Source organism: Roseburia hominis, from assembly GCA_040702975.1.
In the GTDB taxonomy this organism is placed as follows: Bacteria; Bacillota; Clostridia; order Lachnospirales; family Lachnospiraceae; genus Allocoprococcus; species Allocoprococcus hominis_A.
The window spans coordinates 4120554-4142387 of sequence record CP159990.1 but is presented as its reverse complement, the minus strand read 5'-3'; the positions used below and the strand labels follow the sequence as shown (position 1 = coordinate 4142387).

The 21834-nt window shown below is 40.8% G+C and carries 16 protein-coding genes and 3 pseudogenes; 13 read left to right on the top strand and 6 right to left on the bottom strand.

Translation table 11 applies throughout. From position 1 onward, the window contains the following. From ABXS75_19280 to ABXS75_19225, 12 genes and pseudogenes are all read left to right on the top strand, one after another. Complete coding sequence (locus ABXS75_19280; GenBank protein XCP85136.1) at nucleotides 1-3618, top strand: restriction endonuclease subunit S; 3618 nt, start codon at nucleotides 1-3, stop codon at nucleotides 3616-3618. Nucleotides 3619-3629: 11 nt separating this feature from the next. Next, entirely contained in the window at nucleotides 3630-4775 is a 1146-nt protein-coding gene (locus ABXS75_19275) for an aminotransferase class V-fold PLP-dependent enzyme (GenBank protein XCP85135.1), read from the top strand. Between the two features lie 20 nt (nucleotides 4776-4795). Next, nucleotides 4796-7012, top strand: a complete 2217-nt coding sequence (locus tag ABXS75_19270; GenBank protein ID XCP85134.1) for a DEAD/DEAH box helicase family protein — start codon at nucleotides 4796-4798, stop codon at nucleotides 7010-7012. A 2-nt stretch (nucleotides 7013-7014) separates the two neighbouring features. Then, complete coding sequence (locus ABXS75_19265; GenBank protein ID XCP85133.1) at nucleotides 7015-7179, top strand: hypothetical protein; 165 nt, start codon at nucleotides 7015-7017, stop codon at nucleotides 7177-7179. Beyond that, nucleotides 7161-9155 (top strand): AAA family ATPase, encoded by a 1995-nt coding sequence (locus ABXS75_19260; protein XCP85132.1) that lies wholly within the window; start codon nucleotides 7161-7163, stop codon nucleotides 9153-9155. The genes ABXS75_19265 and ABXS75_19260 overlap by 19 nt, the downstream gene beginning before the upstream one ends. A gap of 10 nt (nucleotides 9156-9165) precedes the next feature. Further along, nucleotides 9166-9702 (top strand): hypothetical protein, encoded by a 537-nt coding sequence (locus ABXS75_19255; GenBank protein XCP85131.1) that lies wholly within the window; start codon nucleotides 9166-9168, stop codon nucleotides 9700-9702. Nucleotides 9703-9716: 14 nt separating this feature from the next. Further along, nucleotides 9717-10907, top strand: a complete 1191-nt coding sequence (locus tag ABXS75_19250; GenBank protein ID XCP85130.1) for a sigma-70 family RNA polymerase sigma factor — start codon at nucleotides 9717-9719, stop codon at nucleotides 10905-10907. A 136-nt stretch (nucleotides 10908-11043) separates the two neighbouring features. Next, nucleotides 11044-12315: a DNA sulfur modification protein DndB gene (locus ABXS75_19245; GenBank protein XCP85129.1), complete on the top strand. Its 1272-nt coding sequence runs from the start codon at nucleotides 11044-11046 to the stop codon at nucleotides 12313-12315. Nucleotides 12316-12337: 22 nt separating this feature from the next. Then, nucleotides 12338-12586, top strand: coding sequence for a hypothetical protein (locus ABXS75_19240; GenBank protein ID XCP85128.1), 249 nt, complete (start codon nucleotides 12338-12340; stop codon nucleotides 12584-12586). A 121-nt stretch (nucleotides 12587-12707) separates the two neighbouring features. Continuing rightward, the gene (locus ABXS75_19235) at nucleotides 12708-12869 is read left to right on the top strand and encodes a hypothetical protein (protein XCP85127.1); all 162 of its coding nucleotides are present in this window, start codon (nucleotides 12708-12710) and stop codon (nucleotides 12867-12869) included. A 354-nt stretch (nucleotides 12870-13223) separates the two neighbouring features. Continuing rightward, nucleotides 13224-13943 (top strand): hypothetical protein, encoded by a 720-nt coding sequence (locus ABXS75_19230; GenBank protein XCP85126.1) that lies wholly within the window; start codon nucleotides 13224-13226, stop codon nucleotides 13941-13943. A 144-nt stretch (nucleotides 13944-14087) separates the two neighbouring features. Beyond that, nucleotides 14088-14561: pseudogene (locus tag ABXS75_19225) on the top strand (transposase). A gap of 208 nt (nucleotides 14562-14769) precedes the next feature. On the opposite strand, the gene ABXS75_19220 reads toward ABXS75_19225, so the two are convergent. The 4 genes from ABXS75_19220 to ABXS75_19205 form a co-directional block, all read right to left on the bottom strand. Then, on the bottom strand, nucleotides 14770-15084 hold the full coding sequence (locus ABXS75_19220; protein XCP85125.1) for a DUF6618 family protein: 315 nt from the start codon (nucleotides 15082-15084) through the stop codon (nucleotides 14770-14772). Nucleotides 15085-15103: 19 nt separating this feature from the next. After that, a complete protein-coding gene (locus tag ABXS75_19215) occupies nucleotides 15104-15910 on the bottom strand; it encodes an AAA family ATPase (GenBank protein XCP85124.1) in 807 nt (268 codons plus the stop codon). After that, nucleotides 15910-17178 carry a DDE-type integrase/transposase/recombinase gene (locus ABXS75_19210; GenBank protein XCP85123.1) on the bottom strand — a complete coding sequence of 423 codons (1269 nt, stop codon included), beginning with the start codon at nucleotides 17176-17178 and terminating at the stop codon, nucleotides 15910-15912. The genes ABXS75_19215 and ABXS75_19210 overlap by 1 nt, the downstream gene beginning before the upstream one ends. Nucleotides 17179-17267: 89 nt before the next feature. Next, entirely contained in the window at nucleotides 17268-17786 is a 519-nt protein-coding gene (locus ABXS75_19205; protein XCP85122.1) for a DUF6431 domain-containing protein, read from the bottom strand. Between the two features lie 347 nt (nucleotides 17787-18133). On the opposite strand from ABXS75_19205, the pseudogene ABXS75_19200 reads away from it, so the two are divergent. After that, a pseudogene (locus ABXS75_19200) lies at nucleotides 18134-18868 on the top strand (IS256 family transposase). 656 nt (nucleotides 18869-19524) lie between these two features. Here the strand turns inward: ABXS75_19200 and ABXS75_19195 are convergent. Next, nucleotides 19525-19841: pseudogene (locus tag ABXS75_19195) on the bottom strand (PDDEXK nuclease domain-containing protein). A 417-nt stretch (nucleotides 19842-20258) separates the two neighbouring features. After that, complete coding sequence (locus ABXS75_19190; protein ID XCP85121.1) at nucleotides 20259-21494, bottom strand: IS110 family transposase; 1236 nt, start codon at nucleotides 21492-21494, stop codon at nucleotides 20259-20261. Between the last annotated feature and the right edge of the window lie 340 nt (nucleotides 21495-21834).

The following is a 21834-nucleotide window of genomic DNA, read 5'->3' as shown; positions in this document are numbered from 1 at the left end:
ATGAGCAAAATGATATCGGTTGCTTCAGGATTTCAGTATTCGGTGAATATTGGATATGATCTGAACAATGATGATAAATTAAAAAATTTTATACCGACTAGATCAGCGTTGGCATTGATGGAAGATATTCTTCTTAGCACCAATCCAACGTCAACAGAGAGAGCAAGAGTTCTTATAGGAGCATATGGCAAGGGTAAGTCTCATATTGTTCTTACTATTCTTGCCATGCTTATGAAGCGAAACTCTGTGTTATTTGAAAAAGCAAATCCAAAGATTGATGAAAATCCTAGGTTATGTCAGATAGTAGATAATTATTATGAATCAAACAATAAGATTCTTCCGGTAATTATAACTGGCAGCAATACGAGTTTGCCGCAGGCTTTTTTACTTGCATTACAGAGAACACTTTCAACTAATGGCTTGTTGGATGTTATGCCTGAGACAAATTATAAAGCAGCTGTACAAGTAATAAACCGTTGGGAAAAAGAATTTCCTGACACTTATAAGAAATTGAAAGAGGCACTCGATATGCCTATAAAGCAATTTGTTGAAGAATTGCAGAGTTTCGGTACAGAGGCATATGAGAAGTTTGAAAAGATATATCCTACGTTGACAGCTGGTAGTGTATTCAATCCTTTTTTAGGATTTGATGTTGTTGACCTTTATGAGGAAGCTGTTAAAGGTCTTAAATCAAAGGGATATACAGGAATTTATGTTATTTATGATGAGTTTAGCAAATTCCTTGAAGCAAATATTAAAGAGGCTTCTGTAAGTGATACAAAAATGCTTCAGGACTTTGCAGAGAAGTGCAATAGAAGCGGAGAAGCACAGATGCATCTTATGCTTATATCGCATAAAGAGATTGCTAACTATATTGATAAACTTCCTAAGCAGAAGGTGGATGGATGGCGCGGAGTTTCAGAGAGATTTAAACATATCCATCTGAATAACAACTTTACTCAGACTTACGAAATAATTGGTTCGGCAATCCAAAAAAAGTCCTCTTCTTGGAATAAGTTTTGCAAGGAATATGCTAAAAGCTTTGAAGACATTTTCCAGAGATATGGTAAACATCATATTTTCAGTGATGTTGATGAAGAATATGTTGAGAAAACGATGTATGGTTGTTATCCGTTACATCCGGTTTCAACTTTTATTTTGCCTAGATTATCTGAGCGTGTTGCACAGAACGAAAGAACGCTGTTTACTTTTATTTCTGCACCAGGCGTGTCCACACTGCTCGCCTTCTTGGAAAACTATGAAGATGACCATTTTGAGCTGATTACACCAGATCTTATTTATGATTATTTTGAACCTTTGTTTAAGAAAGAGGTATATGGCGGTAGCATACATGAGAATTACGTGCTTACTGAAATGATACTTGAGAAGCTTGGCGAGAATTTTCTTGAAAGCAAGATTATTAAGACCCTGGCTTTGATATACATTTTGGAACAGTTTGAAAAACTGCAGCCATCAAAGGATGAACTGGTAAGCATCTATTCTATCAGTTATACACCTGAGGAAATTAACCAGGCGATTGATAACCTGATTGAAAAAGAGTACGTAATTTATCTTAAGAGAAGTAATAATTATCTAAGACTGAAGCAGACTTCAGGAGTAGATATACGTCAGAAAATAAATGATATGGTTGAGGTTCAGAGTAAGAGAACTACTGTAAAAGATACTCTGAATAACTCCAATTTTGATAATTACGTATATCCATCTCGATATAATAATGAGAGGGATATGATCAGATACTTCACTTTCGAATTTATCGATGAAGATGAAGTGACTGAAGATGTAGACTGGACATTGAAGAGTGCATCCATAGATGCAGATGGTGTTATCTATGGAATTATTCCGCATAGTGAGGAATCTATTTCCAGATTAAAGGAAATTATTCTTAATACAAGTACAGAAAGCGAAAGTATTATTTTCATACTTCCAAGACATTTTGCGGAAATCAATGACATTGTCAAAGAGTTTAATGCTGTATCTGTATTGCGTGATAATGCTAATGATGACAAGGTGCTCTTTGATGAATATGAAGTAATCTATGAGGATTTAAGGGAAGTCATTGGCACATTTATGCGTGGCTACACCAGACCGGAAGAGTATAAATCTCGTTATATTTATAAGGGCAGAGAAGTGGCAATTAGTAGAAAAGCGGCGCTGACTGAATTGATGTCTACTATTTGTGATGAAGTATATTCACTTACGCCTGTAATCAATAATGAGGCAATGAATAGAAATGAGATAACAGCTACAGCTAATAATAGCAGAAACAAAATTGTAGCTGCGTTACTTCGTAATGAGTTGGAACCTAATCTTGGACTTACTGGATCCGGCCAGGAAGTTTCTATTATGAGAGGCACCCTCATTCGTACTGGAGTATGGGAGGAGAATGATGGACTTCCAAAGCTGAATCTTAAGCCAACAGCTGTAGAGCATATGGATGAGATGCTTGCGGTAATAGAGGACTTCATAGTAGAGACAAGACAAAATGGAACAATGTCTTTTGAAGAACTATACCGTAGACTTACATCTGCGGAATGTCATATTGGTTTAAGAAAAGGTTTGATACCGATTTACCTCGCAGCAGTAATGCATGAATATAAAAGAGAAGTAATTATATCTGATCAGTTTGGACAGGTGACATTATCTGCAGAGACCTTATTGCAAATCAACTCTAAACCAGAGATGTTTACTCTTGCATATCTGGATTGGGATCCTGAGAAGGAAGGTTTTGTAAATAAATTAGCAGAAAGTTTTGCTGAATATATTGTTGATGCGGAAAGAGGAATTAACTCATACGATTATGCAGTGTCTGCAATGCGTCGTTGGTATATGGCGCTGCCTAAATATGCAAAGGAAAGCAAAAAGGGCGCTGACGGAAAGAAGATTCCAAAGGCATACCAGGAACTTCTGAAACTGCTCAAACAAAATATTAGTGGAAACGAACTTCTTTTTGAGAAAATGCCAAAGCTTTTTGCGATGAATGAGTTTCAGGAAACATTGTCTGATAACGTGGGGGCAGTTAAGAAGTTTTATGATGAGTATTTGAAAAATATCAAGAAGAGTCTCATCAAAGAAACAAAGGAACTTTTTGCGCTCCCTAGAACAAGAGAGTGTGTAAATAAGATGTCATTGTCTTCTGTGATTAAGGATTGGTGTGAGTCATTAGATCAAACAGTTTTTGAACAGTTATTTACTGATGGAACTGAAAAGTGCCTTGGTCTATTTAGAAGTATTACTAATGACGATGATCTTACCATAACCAGACTTGCAAAGCTTGCTACAGATCTAAGAATCGAAGACTGGGATGAAAAGGTTGCTGACCTTTATACAGAGAGTATTCGTAGATATAAGGAGACAGCAGAAGCCCACCATTCGGAAAAGAGAGATACTTCAGAGTCACAAAATACCAGCACTTATCAGATTACATTTTTGGATGATAATGGTGTTGCTGTTACAAAAAGATTTAATAGTGTTGAGGGAACTGGTAAGGGTAAGCTTTTGCATAATCAGGTAACTGCAGCACTTGAGTCGATGGGAAGGGCAATCTCTGACCAAGAGAAGAGACAGATTCTCATGGAGATTTTAAAAGATTTATGTTAGGAGGCCTATGAATGGCATATTTTGATAATGCGGCAACTACATATCCTAAGCCAGAATGTGTATATGCCTTCATGGATGAGTTCTACCGAAAAAGTGGTGGCAATGCAGGACGTGGGGATCATTCCATGTCCGTTACTGCAGGTGGGTTGATCACTGATACTCGAAAGAAGATTCAGGAATTACTACATTGTCCTGCTAAACAAGTAATATTTACACCGACAGCAACAGTTGCTCTGAATATTATTATTCAGGGAATGGTTGTTGCTGGTGCTAAGAATATCTATATAAGTCCTTTTGAACACAACGCAGTAACAAGGACATTACATCATTTTGAAAAGGATAGCAAAATCACTGTTACCCAGCTGTCGGTAAACAAGAATTTACAATATGATCTTGAAAAAATAAGATATCAGTTTGATGCTGTTAAACCTGACCTTGTGATTGTAAGTCATGCCAGCAATACGATTGGTCTTGTGGCTCCAGTAGAAGATATTTTCTCTATGGCAAAGAAACACAATGCTGTTACATTGGTTGATATGGCACAGACTGCAGGTATTGTTGAGTGCAATTTGGGATTAAGTACTTTTGATTTTGCAGTATTTGCAGGTCATAAGACTTTATATGGTCCAACTGGAATCTCTGGATTTGTAATGAATCCATCAGTGGATTTACCGGCGGTAATCTTTGGCGGAACGGGTTATGAATCTGTAAATCAGGATATGCCAGAAAGTATCCCGGAAAAATATGAAATGGGGACTTTGAATATAGCTGGTATTGCAGGTCTTAATGCAGCAATTGGTTGGATTCAAGAACTGACAGTTGAAAAGTTGAAGGAGGTTGAGGATGCTAATCGTCAACGTCTAATAGATTTGTTAGAGCAGTATGATTTTATTAAAATTGTAGGTAACAATCCTGAGTGTGATTATGTGGGGATTGTTTCCTGTCTGATAAATGATATCAGTAGTGATAGTGCGGGTAGTGTATTTGACCAACAAGGGATAGCCCTGCGTACAGGATTGCATTGCGCACCATTAGCGCATCAATTCTTAGGAACATATCCTGCAGGAACTATAAGGTTTAGCGTTAATTATTTTACAACCGAAAAAGATTTCGAGGATTTACGTGAGGCCTTAGATTATATAGAAGAGAATTTATAAAGGAAGGAGGATGCAACTGAATGGGATTTAAGGATCATAAGGTGAAAAGTGAATATAGATCCTTGATAGACAATGTGGTGCAAGATTTTTATATACCACTTTTAAGGGAATCGATTTCCTACAAAAGAGCGGTTGGCTTTTTTTCATCATCTTCACTTGTGGAGATATCAAAAGGAATTGCTGAAATGGCTTCGGAAGGCGGTAAGATTCAGATTGTTGCATCTCCTTACTTATCAGATGAAGATATCGAAGCAATAAAGAAGGGATACGAGGATAGAAATCACATTATTGAAAAGGCACTGTTAGCTCAAATCGCCGAGGAGCCTACGGATTACTATTCGATGGAGAGATTGAATCTCTTGGCCTCACTTATTGCGGATGGAATCATGGATATTCAAATTGCCTATACAGAGGATCGTGGTGGTATAGGTATGTATCATGAGAAGATGGGAATTGTTGAGGATGCTTTGGGAGATAAAATAGCATTCTCTGGATCTAATAATGAGTCAGCCACAGCAATGTCTATAAACTATGAAACAATGGATGTTTTTAGAAGCTGGGGAGATCAAAGCGAAGTTGAGCGCGTAAGATTAAAGGAAAATGCATTCTATTCTATTTGGCACGATTCGGAACCTAATATAAAAGTGATGGAATTTCCAAATATAACAGATGCACTGATAGAAAAATATAGAAGAAAATCTCCGAACTTTAATATTGATAAGGATCAGTTTGCAAGGAGAATTTTAACTTATGCCACAAAGATTAGTGATATGGCAAGGGAACAGCAAGGACCAATTGGCGCTAGAGTACCGGAAGATATTGAACTCAGAGATTATCAGAAGGATGCCATAGCTTCCTGGGTAGGAGAAAACTACAGAGGAATATTTGATATGGCTACGGGTACGGGAAAGACGCTTACCGGACTTGGAGCGATATCGAAGCTTTCTGAAGATTTAGATGATGTCTTGGCAGTAATTATTGTTTGTCCATATCAGCACCTGGTAGAGCAGTGGGTTGAAGATATTGTAAGATTTAACATAAAACCGATTATAGGATATAGTAGTTCTCCACAGAGGGACTGGAAAAAGAGATTAGCGCGTGCTGTAAGAGATCAGAAGCTTCGAAGAGAGAAGAGTTTTTTCTGTTTCGTATGTACGAATGCCACTTTTGCTAATTCTACAGTTCAAGAGGAAATAAGTAAAATTCAGTCATCAGTATTACTTGTGGTTGATGAGGCTCATAACTTTGGAGCGAGAAGCTATGCAATACTGTTAGATGACAGATTTGCATACAGATTAGCTCTTTCTGCAACGCTGGATAGACATAGAGATGACGAAGGAACAGCTGTACTTTATGATTTCTTCGGAAAGAAATGCATTGAGTATTCGTTAGAGCGTGCTATAGAACAGGATAAGCTAACAAAATATAAATATTTCCCTATTCCTGTTTATTTGACTGATGAAGAACTTGAAAAGTATGAACAAAAGTCTTATGAGATGTCAAAGTGTCTAATAAAAGGCAAGGATGGAAAATATAAGTTGAATAAACGTGGTGAAATCCTTGCGATGGAAAGAGCGAGAATTGTTGCCGGAGCAAGCCAGAAGCTTGATGCATTGAAAGAATATATAGCTCCTTATGCTGATGATAACAACATTTTAGTATACTGTGGAGCGACAAATGTGGTTGATGAAAAAGCAGATAATTCTAACACTGATGAAGATGATATTCGTCAGATAGAAGCTGTTACCAGAATTCTGGGGAATGAGTTTCATATGGAAGTTGCGAAATTTACTTCAGAAGAAAATATGGAGACCAGAGCTACTATTGAGGAACAGTTCCAAAAGGGTGACAGATTACAGGCTATCGTAGCTATTAAGTGTTTGGATGAGGGTGTGAATATTCCAGGTATAAGAACCGCATTTATTTTAGCAAGTACCACTAATCCAAAGGAATATATTCAGCGTAGAGGACGTGTACTTAGAAAAGCTGACAATAAGCCATTTGCAGAAATATATGACTTTGTAACGCTACCGAGAGAATTGGATTCTGTTTCTGGACTAACTACAGAGCAGGCGCAAAGAGATTTGTCTCTTGTTAAAAATGAACTCGCAAGGATCAAAGAATTTGGTCGACTTTCTATGAATTCGATGGAAGCAAATGATTTGATTTGGGATATACAAGAAGCGTATCATATCGCAGAAGAAGATGAGAATGATTCAGAAAGGATAGGGCTTTGATTATGGAAGAAATCAAGATTGATGATAAGGCGATTGAACGATTAAAACGTAAAATCATCATCCAGGAGAACATGAACTTAAAGACCAGAACGATGTCGGATCAGCAGATGGTCAGTTGGATTAAGAAAAAGATAGAGGAGGAAGCACAGTGTTACTTCAATCGATAAAACTGGAGAACTTCCGCCAGTTTCGTAATGAATCTATTGATTTTGCTGACGGAAATAATGGGAAAAATGTAACCATAATCATCGGTGAGAATGGTACTGGCAAGACTACTTTCGCACAGGCCTTCTTCTGGTGTTTGTACGGAGAGACAGAGTTTTCAGATAAGAATATGCTCAATAAAATAGTGGCTACAGAGATGAGACCGGGACAGGAATGTAAGGTTCAGGTTACTTTGAAGCTGCATCATGGAGAAGTTGACTATACACTTATCAGAGAACAGATTTATCGTAAGGATACTTCCAATAGAATCAAGGCTGATAATACTACTTTTGATATTGCAGTTAAGGATGCTTCTGGAAATACCAATTACGTAAAGAAGTTTCAATGCGAAAGTGAAGTTAAAGGCATTTTGCCTAAGGAATTATCAAGATACTTTTTCTTTGACGGCGAACGTATCGAGAAGATGAGTAAGGATATTTCTACAGGTAAGAAGGCAACAGATTTTGCTAAAGCAGTAAAAGGTTTACTTGGTTTGAATGCAATGTATAGTGCAATCCAGCATTTTGATCCAATAAAAAAAAGTAGCGTTATTAGTAGCTATGAATCAAGTTACAATGCACAGAGTAATACGAAGATTAAGGAATATACTGACACCATAGAGCGTTGCAAGACGGAAATTGCTGCTATCGACGCACGTATAGAGGAATTGGATAACGAAATAGAAGCTGCACGTGCGAGAAAGGCAGAAAAGTCTGAGGAGATTAAGCAGTATGCCGAAGGTGAAGAGTTGCAGGAGAAGAAGGAAAAACTTCTTAGTAAGATTAGAGCAGCTGAGAAATCAAAGTCTAATGTATATAAGTTGATTAGCAAGGACTTTAATGGAAGTCTGAGTTCGTTCTTCTCAATCTCGCTAATTCAGCGTGCACTGGAACTGTTATCGGAAAAGGATTTTGCCGGAAAAGACATTCCATATATGCATGCAAAGACCATAGAATACCTATTAAAGCAGAAGGTTTGTCTTTGTGGTACACATCTGGATGAGGGAACCATACCATATACGAAGGTTAAGGAGTTGATAGATTTTCTACCACCTCAGTCTATTAGCACCACTATTGGTGATTTTAAGAAGGAGTCTAAACGAAGAGCAAATGACCGTCAGGATATCTACGGACAGGTAAGCGACCATTTGGCAGTTATTAGCCAGCAGGAAGATGACCTCACTGATTTAAGGGATGAGCTTGCTATTGTAGAGGGTAAGCTTAGTGGTGGAGATGTCCGTGCAAAGGTTCGTGCAATCAATAATGAAATCCAGATTTGCGATCAGACTATTCGTAAGGATAATGCAGAACGAGATCGCAAGATTGCTGAAAAAGGCAAAAAAGAGAGTGAGATGGAGCGTGCAGATACAGAACGCCGTAACCTTACACTGTTAGATGACAATAACAAGAAAATAGAGATTTATAAGGCATATGCTGAAAGAATTTATAAAGAGCTGCAGGAAGTATATATGACAAGTGAGGCTGAGATTCGTTACCGTCTGCAGACTACTATTAATGATATTTTCAAGCAGATTTATGAAGGTGGGTTATATTTAACCATTGATGAGAAATATCATATTTCGGTATACGCTACAGATTATGATGGAGATGTTGAAACATCAACGGCTCAGAGTATATCTGTAATATTTGCATTTATTACAGGCATCATTAAAATGGCACGTGACAACAGAATTGCAACTGATGAGGATGTACAGCTTCTTTCTTCCGAACCGTATCCGTTAGTAATGGATGCACCATTATCTGCATTTGATAAGAGAAGAATTAAGACAGTATGCGAGGCGCTTCCTGAGACTGCTGAGCAGGTAATTATCTTTATCAAAGATACCGACGGTGAACTTGCGGAAGATTACATGGGAGATAGAATCGGAAGCAGACATCACTTCGATAAGAAGAATGAGTTTGAAACAGTATTAGTATAGGAGGCGCGCTATGTTTGATAAGCAATATCGTTTTAAAGGTAGACATGCATTGCGTGTCGATCAGTTAACAAGTGCATTTGATGCAGAGAGCAAAGCCCAGTTATTTGGTAGAAATATTGATGTGTATACGAATGCACCATTAATAGGTTTTTTATACGGTAGAACTGCTGAACCGGATGATACAAAGAATCCGGAGACAAATCAGGTATATAATCAGAGTGTAATGGGTGATAGAGTTATCTATTCTCAGGAAGAGTTGATGTTTAATTTCCGTCTGATAATGTTGCTTGATAAGCAATATGAGCCTGATGAGGACAAGAGAATTGATAAGGCTTTTCGTTACATGGGAGATGACCCTAAGGATGAAGAAAGATTCGATAGTTATGTAAGGGGTGGTGTAGATGTTCTCTACGAGAAGCTCATTGAAGGAGCATCGGATCCGGGCGATTACATTAATAAGCTTTATGAGTTTGTAGAGGAATTTCAAGATAGATTTAATTCAGAAGTATCAAGTGATGACATTATGCAGCTTTGCATAAAGAAGTAATACGAGGAACACGGATGGGAAGAGATTTAAGACAGGAGGCGCTTACATATCTGCTTGAAAAAGCGGATAAACAAGGATATGTCACATTTGACGATATAATGGATTGCGCTGATGCTAATTCTCTTCCGATTCAGGATTTTGATTGGCTATCAAGTGCAATTACCACAAGAGGCATACTTGTATATGATGAAGCTCCTACAACAAGTAACAGAATTGATCAAGACAGTGAAGATGATGACTATAATGATTATGCGCAGAGCGATTACGAATACGTCTATGACAGAATTATTGAATTAGATGAATCATTGAGGGCTTTTGTTACTGAGGTTAGAAATATTAAACCACCTCAATGGAAGGAATTTTCACAACTTAAATATCAGGTAACTGAAAGTAATCAGCATGCACGAGACCGTATGATAAAGATGCATCTTAGGATTGTATTGAGAATTGCACTTCAGAGAGCAGAGGCATATGATATGGATATACAGGATGCTGTTGGCGAAGCCTGCATAGGATTAGTGACAGCTGTAGATAAATACGATCCTGATACTAATGGTGCATTTGGCTCGTATGCAGCCATGTGGGTATTGCAGAATATTTCTAGGCGACAGCCGACACAGAGAACTTTGATGTATTATCCGGTACATAAGAAAGATCCATATTTTTCCGCATATCCTTTGTTAAAGACGGCGGGTTTTGCAGGTGATATAGATGCTATCAATAATCCGGAAGTATATAAACTATTATCGGAGAAGCTCTCATTCACCAATGAACAAACAGAGGATGCTATTTATGCAACAATACCATTCGAATCATTTGAAGTACTGTATGGTATGTTTTTAGAAAACTTTGATGTTTTTGAAAAACATGAAAAAACAAAAGTGAATGGGGATTTGTATCCGCGGGAATTAATCTGTGAGTATGACATTGAAGATGAAATATCTGCAGTTATGATGCGAGAGCAATTGCTTGAAGTGTTAGGAACGTTGACCGAAAGGGAACAACGGGTGTTAGAATTGCGTTATGGTTTGAAGGGTGGCGAGCCTAAAACACTTGAAGAGGTAGGAATTGCATTTAATGTCACGAGAGAACGTGTAAGACAGATAGAAGCAAAAGCATTGAGAAAATTGCGGCATCCGTCTCGAAGTCGGAAGCTTCGGGATTACATGGATTACACGCCAACTGTAAAAAGTGAAGATGATTAAAGAAAACAAGAACCGGGAGGTTCTTGTTTTTTAGATATTGGAGTTTTTAAAAAAATTAGTGTATTCTATTTGACATAACTACATGTTTGTGATAATATAGCATTACAATAGAATAAGAAGCGACAGGAGGTAGCTTATGGCAACGATTGGATGCATTCAAGCCAAGATGGGAGACACTCCTTACTACTTGGCAAAAATGTCTGCAGGACAGTTGATTGACAGTGTGGGAATCGCTAAAGAACTACCGGAATGGCCTGATATGAACGCCGATGAAAAAATGCAGCGTGAATACGATATCAAGCGTGTGGTGGAGGAAATGGTTCCTTATGTTGTGGATGATCCTAATCGATTCTTCGGGAGCTTGATTATAGATATATATTCAGGTTATGAGGACATCGTTTACGAATCTGTGGCAGAAGCACTTCAAACATTACCTGCAGCGTACAGAGTTCCTATGAAGGATATGGGTTTTCTTACATTACCCGGAAAGGAACGTCTGATTGCCCTCGATGGACAGCACAGATTGTTGGCACTCAAGATTGCTATTAAAGGTGTAATGGGGATACCTGCAGGAGAAAAGATGACGGCTGCAATGAATAGATTGGTTCCTCATCCTGAATTGGCAAACGAAGAGATTAGCGTGATTTTTGTTGAGCATACTGATACACAGAAGATTCGTAAGATCTTCAATAAGATAAACAAGTATGCTAAACAGACAAGTCGAGGAGACAATATCATCACTAGTGATGATGATGTATTCGCAGTCATTTCAAGAAAGCTTCTTACAGAGGGAGAACCGCTTGCTCCGATTATGGGGATTGATCTTGTTAATTGGAAGAGCAATACACTTTCTACAAGAAGTAAGCAGCTTACCACATTAAGTGCTTTATATACTATTTCAGGCACATTGCTGAAGGACAACAAATTTTCTACAAATGTGTTGCCTGAAGAGGCAGAAGTAGAGGCTGCTTATAATGAAGTGGCTGAGTATTGGAAAGTTCTTCTTAATAATTTAGATGCTTTTCAAGAATACATACAGCTCACGAGACGTGACAAACCTATCTCTGTAATGAGAGAGAACAATTTATTGCTTAAGCCTGTAACACAGATGGCATTAGCACATGTGGCTAAGATGGCAAAGAACAAAGAGCTTTCATGGGAAGATATCGTGGAGAAGTTAAATAAGATTTCATGGTCTTTCGATAATGAGCTTTGGATTAATCTTCTTGTAATTGGTAGCACTAACAAAAAGATGATTACCGGTAAAGAAGCAGTAAGAGGTGTAGGTATGGTAATCTCCTATTTGGTGATGGGAGATAAAATGACAAAGGCTGAACTTGCCGACGTTAAGACGGTATACACAAACGCAAAGAATAACCCTAACGAACCGCTTCCGGCGAGGGTATAACATACGGAAGGGGGAACGTCAAGTGGGAAATGAAAAAAATTTCGAACTTTTTGTTCAAGGTGAAAATCCTCGTGACAAAGCCTGCAAATTGATAAGACCGAATGGTGTTCTTCAGGTCGAGTTTAAGCTTAAGAGCAAAGATAAAATGGTGCCGCCGACGGTTACTATAGATGCAATCGAAGTGGTAGATCAAATTACTGCTGCTATGAATCAAGAAGAAAGGCTAAAAGCATATTCGAAGCTTATTGCGAGGATGGGAAAAACTGAATAACAATCATGAGCCGAGCGTAAATGCTTAAGTGACGTTTCAAGCCGGAGTTGATCCTATAAGCTATTCCTGAAAATGGGTGTAGTAGGACAACTCCGGCCATTTTTACGAAAGGAGGATGTCTATGGCAAAAGTTCCGAGTGTAATGGAAAAAGTTACAGAGGAAGATCTTAAGCTGCTTAACGAAGTTAAAAAAACTGCCACAAAGACGTGTGATGCTGTTGTCAAAAGAGACAGAGATGGCAAGTATAACGTTTATGAGAATAGAATAACGAAGGTCAGCTAGATTGGTAGCTGGTAACGACTGATTGGAGTCATGTAATGTGCGAATATTCTGCACATGCAAGGCTCCTTTTTGATTATTGGAGATATCTGTGACAGCAGTTCTCATATAAAGGTCCGGCGGAACCTATGATCCGTCAAAAACAATAATTTATTTCAAAGCCTGTGGGCGCGCGACTACAAGGTGAGGATAAGAATACTGATTTTCAAAACAACACCTGGAATGGGTGAAGTGCGAAAACAGTGACTATTCCCGCTTTATTGTCGTGCGGCCATTTTTGTTACGGCAGTATCAGCAGCTCTGGTCGGCTCTTGTCCTCGCTTGTGGCGTGAAAGCACACAGCAGAAAGGACAAGAAATGGAAACCAGAGTAAATGTTGAAGAAGGTAAGAAGTATCTGTATGTACAGACTACAGAGGAAGGCATCAAGCAGTTTAGAGAAGCTGCAGATGAGGCAAAAGTCGGTGTTGAGGTCAGCAGAATGCGTGTAGAAGGTGAATGGGTACCGGCGTTTAAGTTTGAAGTTGACACAACCAAAGAAGGTAATGCTAAGTTTTATGAGGATTGGAAGCAGGAAGAGTGGAGACAGGAAAGCCAACATAGAATGGAGAACCGCTGTGAGATCTGTGGTAGTAACGGAAAGAGTATGCGTTGTCCGTTAAGAGTAAAAAATTCTGATTATACCGGCGCACCTAGTCAGATGAAAACACTGCCAGTTAAGTGTGAGGAATGTCCTTACGGATATAATTCTTGGTTCCGTCCTGTGAATGGGAAACTCAATTTTTCAACACTTGATGTGCAGGATGGAGATGGTAATGTCGATGCTTTTGAACCTGAATCTAAAAACTACTCAGATGCGGACACTTACATCAGACTTTTGAAGGATTTAGGGGATTATGTGACAGAGCATTATCCTAAGTATGCAAAGTATGTGGAGCTTATAAATCTTCTTGGATCAGAATATGATATGAAGGCGGCCTCACAGATTATGGGTAAAGCGGATAGCACACTGTATGACTGGGTCAAGAGACTCAGACCAATATATGAAGAGTTCAGAGGAACAATCGACTATCTGTAAAGAAATAGTATGAATAAGGAAATCCACCCAGATAGGAGATATGCTTTGGGGGTAGTGTAAAATAGTTTGTGTTTTTTGGTAAAAAATGGCTCCTTTTTGGTAAGAATTCAGATATGACAATTCTTATCGAAAAGGAGTATTTTTATGGCAGTAGCAAAGGAACAAATTCGACAGATTATCTCAGAAAATAACATCAACAGCGTTGCAGATGTATATGCACTTCTCAAAGACAGTTTCAAAGACATCCTTCAGGAGCTTATGGAGGCTGAGTTGGATGCAACCCTCGGTTATGAAAAAAATCATAAAGGGGATTTGAGCACCGGCAATAAAAGAAATGGTTATTCTACGAAAAACCTGAAAAGTCAGTATGGTGAATTTCAAATTGATGTCCCGAGAGACCGCAATGGAGAGTTTGAGCCAAAACTGATTCCTAAATATCAACGGGACATTTCCGGGATTGAAGAAAAAGTGATTTCTTTATATGCCCGTGGTATGAGTACACGTGATATTCATGACCAGCTTCAGGATCTTTATGGAATTGAATTATCAGCAGAAATGGTCAGCAAGATTACTGATAAGATCCTCCCACAGGTCAAAGAATGGCAGTCTCGCCCTCTGAATCCGGTTGTTGGACGGCAAATTGAAGGAGACATAAACGGCGAATTATTTTTCTGATTTTTATCCCGTTGACTGCGCAGTGCAACCTGCAAATGCATTCTTCTATCAAAAACGCGGCACGCTGTTGGCAACAGGGAGACTGCTCTGAAATACAAAGAGCTGTGGAATCCATTGTGGGATCCACAGCCCATGTAAAATTCGTAATCTTTCAAATATTATCAGCCAGGGCAGGCAGATACACCAGGGCGGTGGCCACGGTTACTGCGTCTACCTTCCGCATCAGACTGCGGAGCCTTTCTTCGTTCCAGAAGATATCGGAGAAATCAGATAATTCGCACCCGATATCATGGTTGGGGATGCACAGGTAATTCCCATATTTATGCCGCCCGGCAAGGATGTGGAAGTAAGTCCCTCTCCCGCTGATTTCTGCTTCGTACTGGCCGGGAAGTTTCCGCAGCAGCGTAAGTTTTCCAGTCCAGCATTCTTTCCGTGAACCGTGCCTGAGAATACAGGTGTATTCCATAAACAGTACCCCTCCTTCCTTAGCCGAGGTTCTGGCTGCTGACGGAAGCCAGGATGACCTCTGTATCAATGACCTTCTTTTCCATCTGTGCCCCAAGTGTCAGCGCGTTGGTCATCAGGTTATCAACAAGCCTGGGACTGCCCTGGGAGTGGCTGTGGACAGCACACAGGGCTGCATGGTCAATAATGGAGGAAGCTCCGCCAGCACAGGCGATCTTGTGGAGGACATACTGCCCGACTTCCGAATCGGAGAGCCCGGAGAAGTTATAGTGGACGGTAACACGCTGCCGCAGTGCCTCATGGACGGGCTTTTTGAGCGTATTGTTCAGATGGGGCTCCCCACAGAGTATGAGAGTAAAGCAGTTGAGGGAATCATAGCCGTAATTCATGAGCATCTTGATATCCTCCAGAATGCCGGTAGAGAGATACTGTGCCTCATCGATGGCAAGGAGGAGGGGCTGCTTCTTTTCACGGTAGAGATAGAGGACCTGCTCCTGGATCGCCCGGAACATGCCGGGTTTGCCGCCTTTGGGTTCTATACCAAGCGTAGAACAGAACTGGCGGTAGAACTCCATGACACTGACGGTAGAGAGGCAGAGATACTCCATGTGGTAAAGATTCGGGTTCAGGCTTTTGGCAAAACAGCGCAGTGCGAAGGACTTGCCCATGCCGGGGCGTGCGGTGAACAGCCCGATGCCCCTGGTATCCTTGAGGTAGTCCAGCCGTGAGAGCATCTCCGAGATGTCTTTCGAGAGGAAACGGTCCTTCTCAGAGGCCATCTGTTTGTCAAAAGGGTTGAAGGCCAGCCCATAGTAAGTGCGGAACATCAGCAGGCACCTCCTATCTTTGAATAATCAATAGAAGGGGTGTTGTTACGTTTTGTCCTGCAGTTTTCATTTTTATCTGTCGGCCGGATGGGATAATGCTCCCCCTCATAAAGGATGTAGGCAGAGGACATATCGTCGGGAAGGAAGCGGATCTCAACTTTGGATGAGATGAACTGCATGGGGACGTCATAGGAGACCTTGTCGATGGAGACAGTGGAATCCTTATTCACCTTCCTGTTGATGCGGTTTAAGAAACATTCCTCCAGCCATTCCCTGGACTTTGGCATCTGTATGGCACAGCGCGTCTTCTGGTAACGTTCCATGGGGGTACAGCCGATGCCGGAATGCATGGAAGTATTGTAGGTGCGGATATAGTCCCGCAGGAGGGAATTGAACTGTGCCAGGGACGTGATGGAATCCATGTCCAGCGTATAAAGCCAGGTCTCCTTGAATGTCCTGAACTGGCGTTCGATCTTGGCCTTGCTGGCGCCGTCCCGCACTTTTGTATGAAGGAGGACCGTGCCGATGGAGCCGCAGATCAGGGAGAGCTGTTCATTTGAGTAGCTGCAGCCATTGTCGACATAGAGTTTCGCCGGAATGCCGTGGGAGGCAACTGCGTTTTTTAAAACTTTCTGGAAGTTATAGGCGTTATCGTTATAAAAAAGGCCGCCGCCCACCAGGAAACGCGAGTGGTCATCAATGATCATAATGCAGTAAACCCTCCTGCGCTGCCCGCCTTCCGTGATATAAGGGAGGTAACAGGTATCCGCCTGCCACATTTTCCCAAAGGCATCTTCCTCAAAAGCTTTCCTGTCCCTCATAGATGGATTGCGCGCCGACTTCAGGTCATGCTTTTTCACGAAGCGCTGGACGGCGCAGACGCTGACAGAGGCGGGGATAAAAGCTTCCTCCACAAGATGGCGGTGGATCTGGGTTGCGTTTAAGCGTGGGAAAGCCTCTTTCAGCCGGTAGATCTCTTCAATGGCCGTGTCCGGCAAGGCGCGTGTGGAGCCTTTGTCGGAACGTTCCCGGGGCATGAGCGCGTCAATGCCGCCATTCTGGTAAAGAGAGGCCCACTTGCTGAGGGTCTTGGGGCTGTACTGGAATACAGAGCCGTCAGGCAGGGTGAGGGGTTTTTCCGTTACCCGCTGGTAATAGGCGTTTCTGGACGCATCCGGATAAAGGCCATGGATGACCGGTGCAATGAGTGCGAGCCGGAACTGTGCCATAGCAGATGCGTCTGAAAAGTTTTTGGTGTTGTAATGCATAAAAAAATCCTCCTTTACTGTTTTCTATCAGCATATAGGAAGAACAGCCTGGAGACCATCCCTGTGTTATGTGGTGTCTGGGAAACGGTTCAGGGGCCGAACTGCTGTTGGCAGTAAGCCGCCGGATTTCTGTGGGACTGGAGGAAGGAGACAGAGAAGCGGCGGACAAAACCGGATGCAAAGCCGGAATAAGCGGGCATCCGAAAAAGGCCTTTCAGGAAAGAGAGGCCGGAGGACTCCCTGGAAGAGAGAAGGCCCAGCCACTCTTCCTTCTGCTTTTTGAACAGGGAAAGCCAATGGTAGAGCTGGTTTTGGTTAATACAGAAGCGTGCGCAGATTTTTTCTACGGAAGCAAGCCGAAGGAAATATTCCGCCAGGACACGGAGGATAAAGAAAAGGCCGTAGGAGGAATAAGGGATGATGAAATCCGGAAGGATGGCATGGGTATGGCCGCAGGAACAGACAAGGCGCAGGATACAGAGGCTGTGCCAGACAGGCTTTCCACCAACGAAATCAGCCAGGGAACGTTCATAATAGGCATGGACGGAACAAGCTCCCTTTGCCCCACAACAGGGGCAGGTCTGTAGTTCAGGCCGGAAACCGTCCATGAAGGAGTCAAAAAGCTTTTTTGATGAAGATTTTATACGAATTAACTTGCAAAACAGGGAATTATTTCTTATCATAATAAATGTCAGTGATGCCAAAGCCTCATGAGTGGGACATGATCCCGTATATGGCAGGTATGCTGGTGTATGAGAGAAAGAACGAACTGTAGGAGGGGCTGTTCTTTCTCTTTTTTGTTCCATAAAAACTATACTGGAATAGAGCAGGATGGTCAAGATAAAAGTGTGCTGTTTTTTACTGCACGCTGACATAGATAATAATTAAATGTTGAGATTTTAATTTGCTGTATTTGTGCAGGAGACAGGAACTTTAATTTGCTGGCTGACATCCGGTTTATCCTTTTGTTTTTATGGACTGCATCCATTACAAGGTCAGGGAAGACGGAAGAATCTTAAGCCGTGCTGCCTATGTGGTCCTTGGGGTTACTGTGGAAGGTTATAAAGATATCCTGAGCATTACAGTAGGTGCCAATGAGACCAGCAAGTTCTGGCTGGGGATGCTGAATGATCTGAAAAATCGTGGGGTAAAAGATGTTCTCTTTTTCTGTGTAGATGGGTTGCCAGGATTTAAAGAAGCAATACAGGCAGTCTATCCTCAGGCAGAGATCCAGAGATGTATCATCCATATGCTGCGTAATTCCTTCAAATATGTAAACTATAATGATTTGAAAAAATTTTCCTCCGATTTCAAAGCAGTATATAATGCCCCAACTGAAGCAGCAGCTTTGTCAGAGCTTGATGCCATTAAAGAAAAATGGGGAAAGAAATATCCCTATGCAATCAGTAACTGGGAAAACAACTGGGAAGATTTGAGTTCCTTTTTCCAGTTTTCAAATGATATCCGACGGATCATGTACACAACGAATATTATAGAGGGATTGAATCGGCAGTATCGGAAAGTCACGAAAACTAAAAGTGTATTCCCGAGCGATACGGCATTGGAAAAGATGTTATATCTTGCCAGTGAAAATGTAGTTAAGAAGTGGACACAGAGATATCGGAACTGGGATCAGGTATTGAATCAGCTGATTGTTTTATATGGAGAAAGGCTTACCGATTATCTGTAAATAGAAAAGGCAGGAATGGCAACGCTCCTGAAGCCCCCATTCCCGCCTCTCCTTTATTCCGTCGGCATTTGTATTATTGCCAAAAAATCCCAATCTTATTCCAGAGGTCGGGTGTGGGCAGAGCCCACAAAAGAGCAATAAGCACAATGCCTTGTTTGCTATGCAAAAAATCAAAAAAGATGTATAAAATCTTGCCAAATGGTTATATTATAAATAGAACAACTAATTCGACAACAGTAAAGGCATGAATTCGACAGCAAAATATTACATATCTAATTCTTATCAGAAAAATTCATTTTTTATAGACACAAGATTTTTTACGCCCTCGCTTTGGGTGGATTTTTGCTGTCGTCGATAAACTTTCAGCTTCATTTTTGAAAATCAGCAAGGTTTTTTTGTTATTGAAGTATTCTTTTATTTAATGAGTGATATCAGAAATGTTGCCAAATCGTTGCCAATACTTAAACAAATTTGTTTGAAACCCGCATAAATACTGGCTTTTTCAATCCCATTTCATCACTCAAGCTCGTCTCACAGGAGATTAGTTCCAGCGTTTTTGATAGCGTCTGCGCTACTTTCCATCACTGTATTCGCAGGCATAATTTAACTGTCATAGAGATTGTATTCAATTTGAACTCACATCAAGTCACTATACTCTATTCTTTGATCAATGGCATATTCACCAATTCCTGTAGCTTTTTCTGCAATACAGCTTTATCCGGTAACTGCAATTTATATTCTGCGACCATCATCGGAGACAATGTTCTGCTCATCGCATATTCCACTACTTCATCATCTTTTGAAGCACATAAAATCATTCCTACACTCGGATTTTATTCTCCTTTTTCTTTTGACGATCTAATGCCTCCAGATAGAAATCCATTTTGGAAATATATTCCGGTTTGAATTTGCCAATTTTCAACTCAAAGGCAACCAAGCACTGAAGCCCTCTATGGAAAAATAACAAATCGATGTTATCCCGATATCGGAATAATATGGATTATTCCGATTGTATCATAGAACGCCAACATTTACACCATTTGATTGAAAAAAATCGGAATAAGATTTTCAGCGAAGCGCTTAAAACGAAGCGCTTCAAAAGCGGGAGAGAAGTTTGTGAGTATTTTAGTGAAGACATAATCAATTGCTTGAAAAAATGAAATGAAAGGTCAGTTGAAAAGGTAGCTTTCACCTTGTAAAGTTAAACTCTGCCAGAGATTAATTTTTCTGCAAAGAAATAATTCATCTCCGGTATTTTTGTGTTACTATAAGATGAGAACTATAAATACACCGGATTTTACTGTGAAACAATAACTTTCGGGTAGCCAAAAAAGCGCAAACTACCCCCTACCAAGTTTAAAAACGTTTATTTTGAACTTAGCAGACAGGTCTATGCGGCAACTACAGGAGCCGCCCAGCCAAGTGCTTTTAACTTTTTCAGGTACGCATTGATTTTACGTTCCTTATTGAACTGGTTATAGTATTCGGCACCGAGATCTTTGAAAACTACACCATCCTTGAGGATATGATAAATTGCTATCAGCATGGAATGGGCGACAGCAACGTAGGCACGCTTCGGCCCCCGATGGGAACTGATCCGCATGAACTGCGCATAAAAGTAGGATGTTTTATTTTTAACAGCTGCATGCGCACAGGTAATTAACGTGGTTCGGAGAAGGGCATTCCCTTTCCTTGTTTTACCGGATTTTCGCTTCTTTGCACTTTCGTTGTCTCCAGGACATAAGCCTGCCCATGAAGAAATATGGGCATCCGTGGGAAAGCGTTCCATGTCTGTGCCGATCACGGAAATGATTGCCTGGGCGCTGGTATTGCCAATCCCGGTGACATCCTGAATGGCGGCGGATGCTTCCTTTTCCTCTGGCTTCATGAAATTGTCTATCTCATCATCAAGATTTTTGATATGGGTATTCAATTCATCCAGATGGCTTAAAAGTTCTTTCATCATCCTGCGCTGGAGCGGGGACATGACACCATTGAGGTCATCCACGATCTGCTCCTTTGTTGCTTTGAGATTATGGGCAATGATTTTTTTCTCATACATCTCATCATATTTTGCACCATCAATGGATTCACCTGTAAGCAGATATTCAAGAATACTGCGCGCACTCTTTCCATTGATATCGGAGACAGTACCTGAAAGCTTGATATTTGCACCTTCCAGCATCTTCTGGAGCCGGTTTAGCTCACGGGTTCGCTCCCCGACAAGGCTTTTGCGGTAGCGGACAAGCTCTCGCAATTCACGTTGGTCTTTATTCGGAATATAACTGGGCTGCAAAAGACCATGCTGAAGAAGGTCAGCAATCCATTCAGCATCCTTTACATCTGTTTTCCTTCCGGGAACAGCTTTCATATGGCGTGCATTTACCACCATAGCTTTCAGGTCAGAAGATTCAAGGATGTTATACAGAGGCTTCCAGTATGAGGCGGTGCTCTCCATCGCGGTCATTTCGCAGTTGCTGTCTTTGAGCCAGTCGGCCAGCATGAGAAGCTCTCTGGTTGTTGCACCAAACTCACGAACTTCCTGCCTGTTGCCTTTTCTAAGGCAGGCAACGATAAGTTTTTTGTGCACATCAATACCACAACAATTGTCGTAAATTCTATCCATAATGACACCTCCATGGGAAATTTACGGCACGGTTTCCTGTCTGTTATCATTTTACTGTACGTCCTTTTGCCACAGGCGGCTGGACAGATGGTGGTGCAAATGAGGAAACCTGAAATCAGTTTAGGGAACGGGCTACAGGCCCAAAAAGAAATCGATCTTTGCCGTTAATACCAGTATAAGATGCGACAAAGATAAATTCAATAACCTATCGTCTGCACAGTTTCATTTATGGTGGTGTCAAGCGTGCGGACATGGAGGTTTAGGGAAGACTATGCGACGAGATATGAGCTTATCAAAAAACAAAAGAGAATTGCTAAAAAGGCTGAGATAACATCGATAG

What these genes read in the sequence shown, in the direction of transcription:
- ABXS75_19245 (XCP85129.1), top strand. Translation starts at nt 11,044, where the DNA reads ATGGCAACGATTGGATGCATTCAAGCCAAGATGGGAGACACTCCTTAC.
- ABXS75_19205 (XCP85122.1), bottom strand. Translation starts at nt 17,786, where the DNA reads ATGGACGGTTTCCGGCCTGAACTACAGACCTGCCCCTGTTGTGGGGCA.
- ABXS75_19190 (XCP85121.1), bottom strand. Translation starts at nt 21,494, where the DNA reads ATGGATAGAATTTACGACAATTGTTGTGGTATTGATGTGCACAAAAAA.
- ABXS75_19230 (XCP85126.1), top strand. Translation starts at nt 13,224, where the DNA reads ATGGAAACCAGAGTAAATGTTGAAGAAGGTAAGAAGTATCTGTATGTA.
- ABXS75_19220 (XCP85125.1), bottom strand. Translation starts at nt 15,084, where the DNA reads ATGGAATACACCTGTATTCTCAGGCACGGTTCACGGAAAGAATGCTGG.
- ABXS75_19275 (XCP85135.1), top strand. Translation starts at nt 3,630, where the DNA reads ATGGCATATTTTGATAATGCGGCAACTACATATCCTAAGCCAGAATGT.
- ABXS75_19280 (XCP85136.1), top strand. Translation starts at nt 1, where the DNA reads ATGAGCAAAATGATATCGGTTGCTTCAGGATTTCAGTATTCGGTGAAT.
- ABXS75_19265 (XCP85133.1), top strand. Translation starts at nt 7,015, where the DNA reads ATGGAAGAAATCAAGATTGATGATAAGGCGATTGAACGATTAAAACGT.
- ABXS75_19215 (XCP85124.1), bottom strand. Translation starts at nt 15,910, where the DNA reads ATGTTCCGCACTTACTATGGGCTGGCCTTCAACCCTTTTGACAAACAG.
- ABXS75_19210 (XCP85123.1), bottom strand. Translation starts at nt 17,178, where the DNA reads ATGCATTACAACACCAAAAACTTTTCAGACGCATCTGCTATGGCACAG.
- ABXS75_19235 (XCP85127.1), top strand. Translation starts at nt 12,708, where the DNA reads ATGGCAAAAGTTCCGAGTGTAATGGAAAAAGTTACAGAGGAAGATCTT.
- ABXS75_19250 (XCP85130.1), top strand. Translation starts at nt 9,717, where the DNA reads ATGGGAAGAGATTTAAGACAGGAGGCGCTTACATATCTGCTTGAAAAA.
- ABXS75_19255 (XCP85131.1), top strand. Translation starts at nt 9,166, where the DNA reads ATGTTTGATAAGCAATATCGTTTTAAAGGTAGACATGCATTGCGTGTC.
- ABXS75_19270 (XCP85134.1), top strand. Translation starts at nt 4,796, where the DNA reads ATGGGATTTAAGGATCATAAGGTGAAAAGTGAATATAGATCCTTGATA.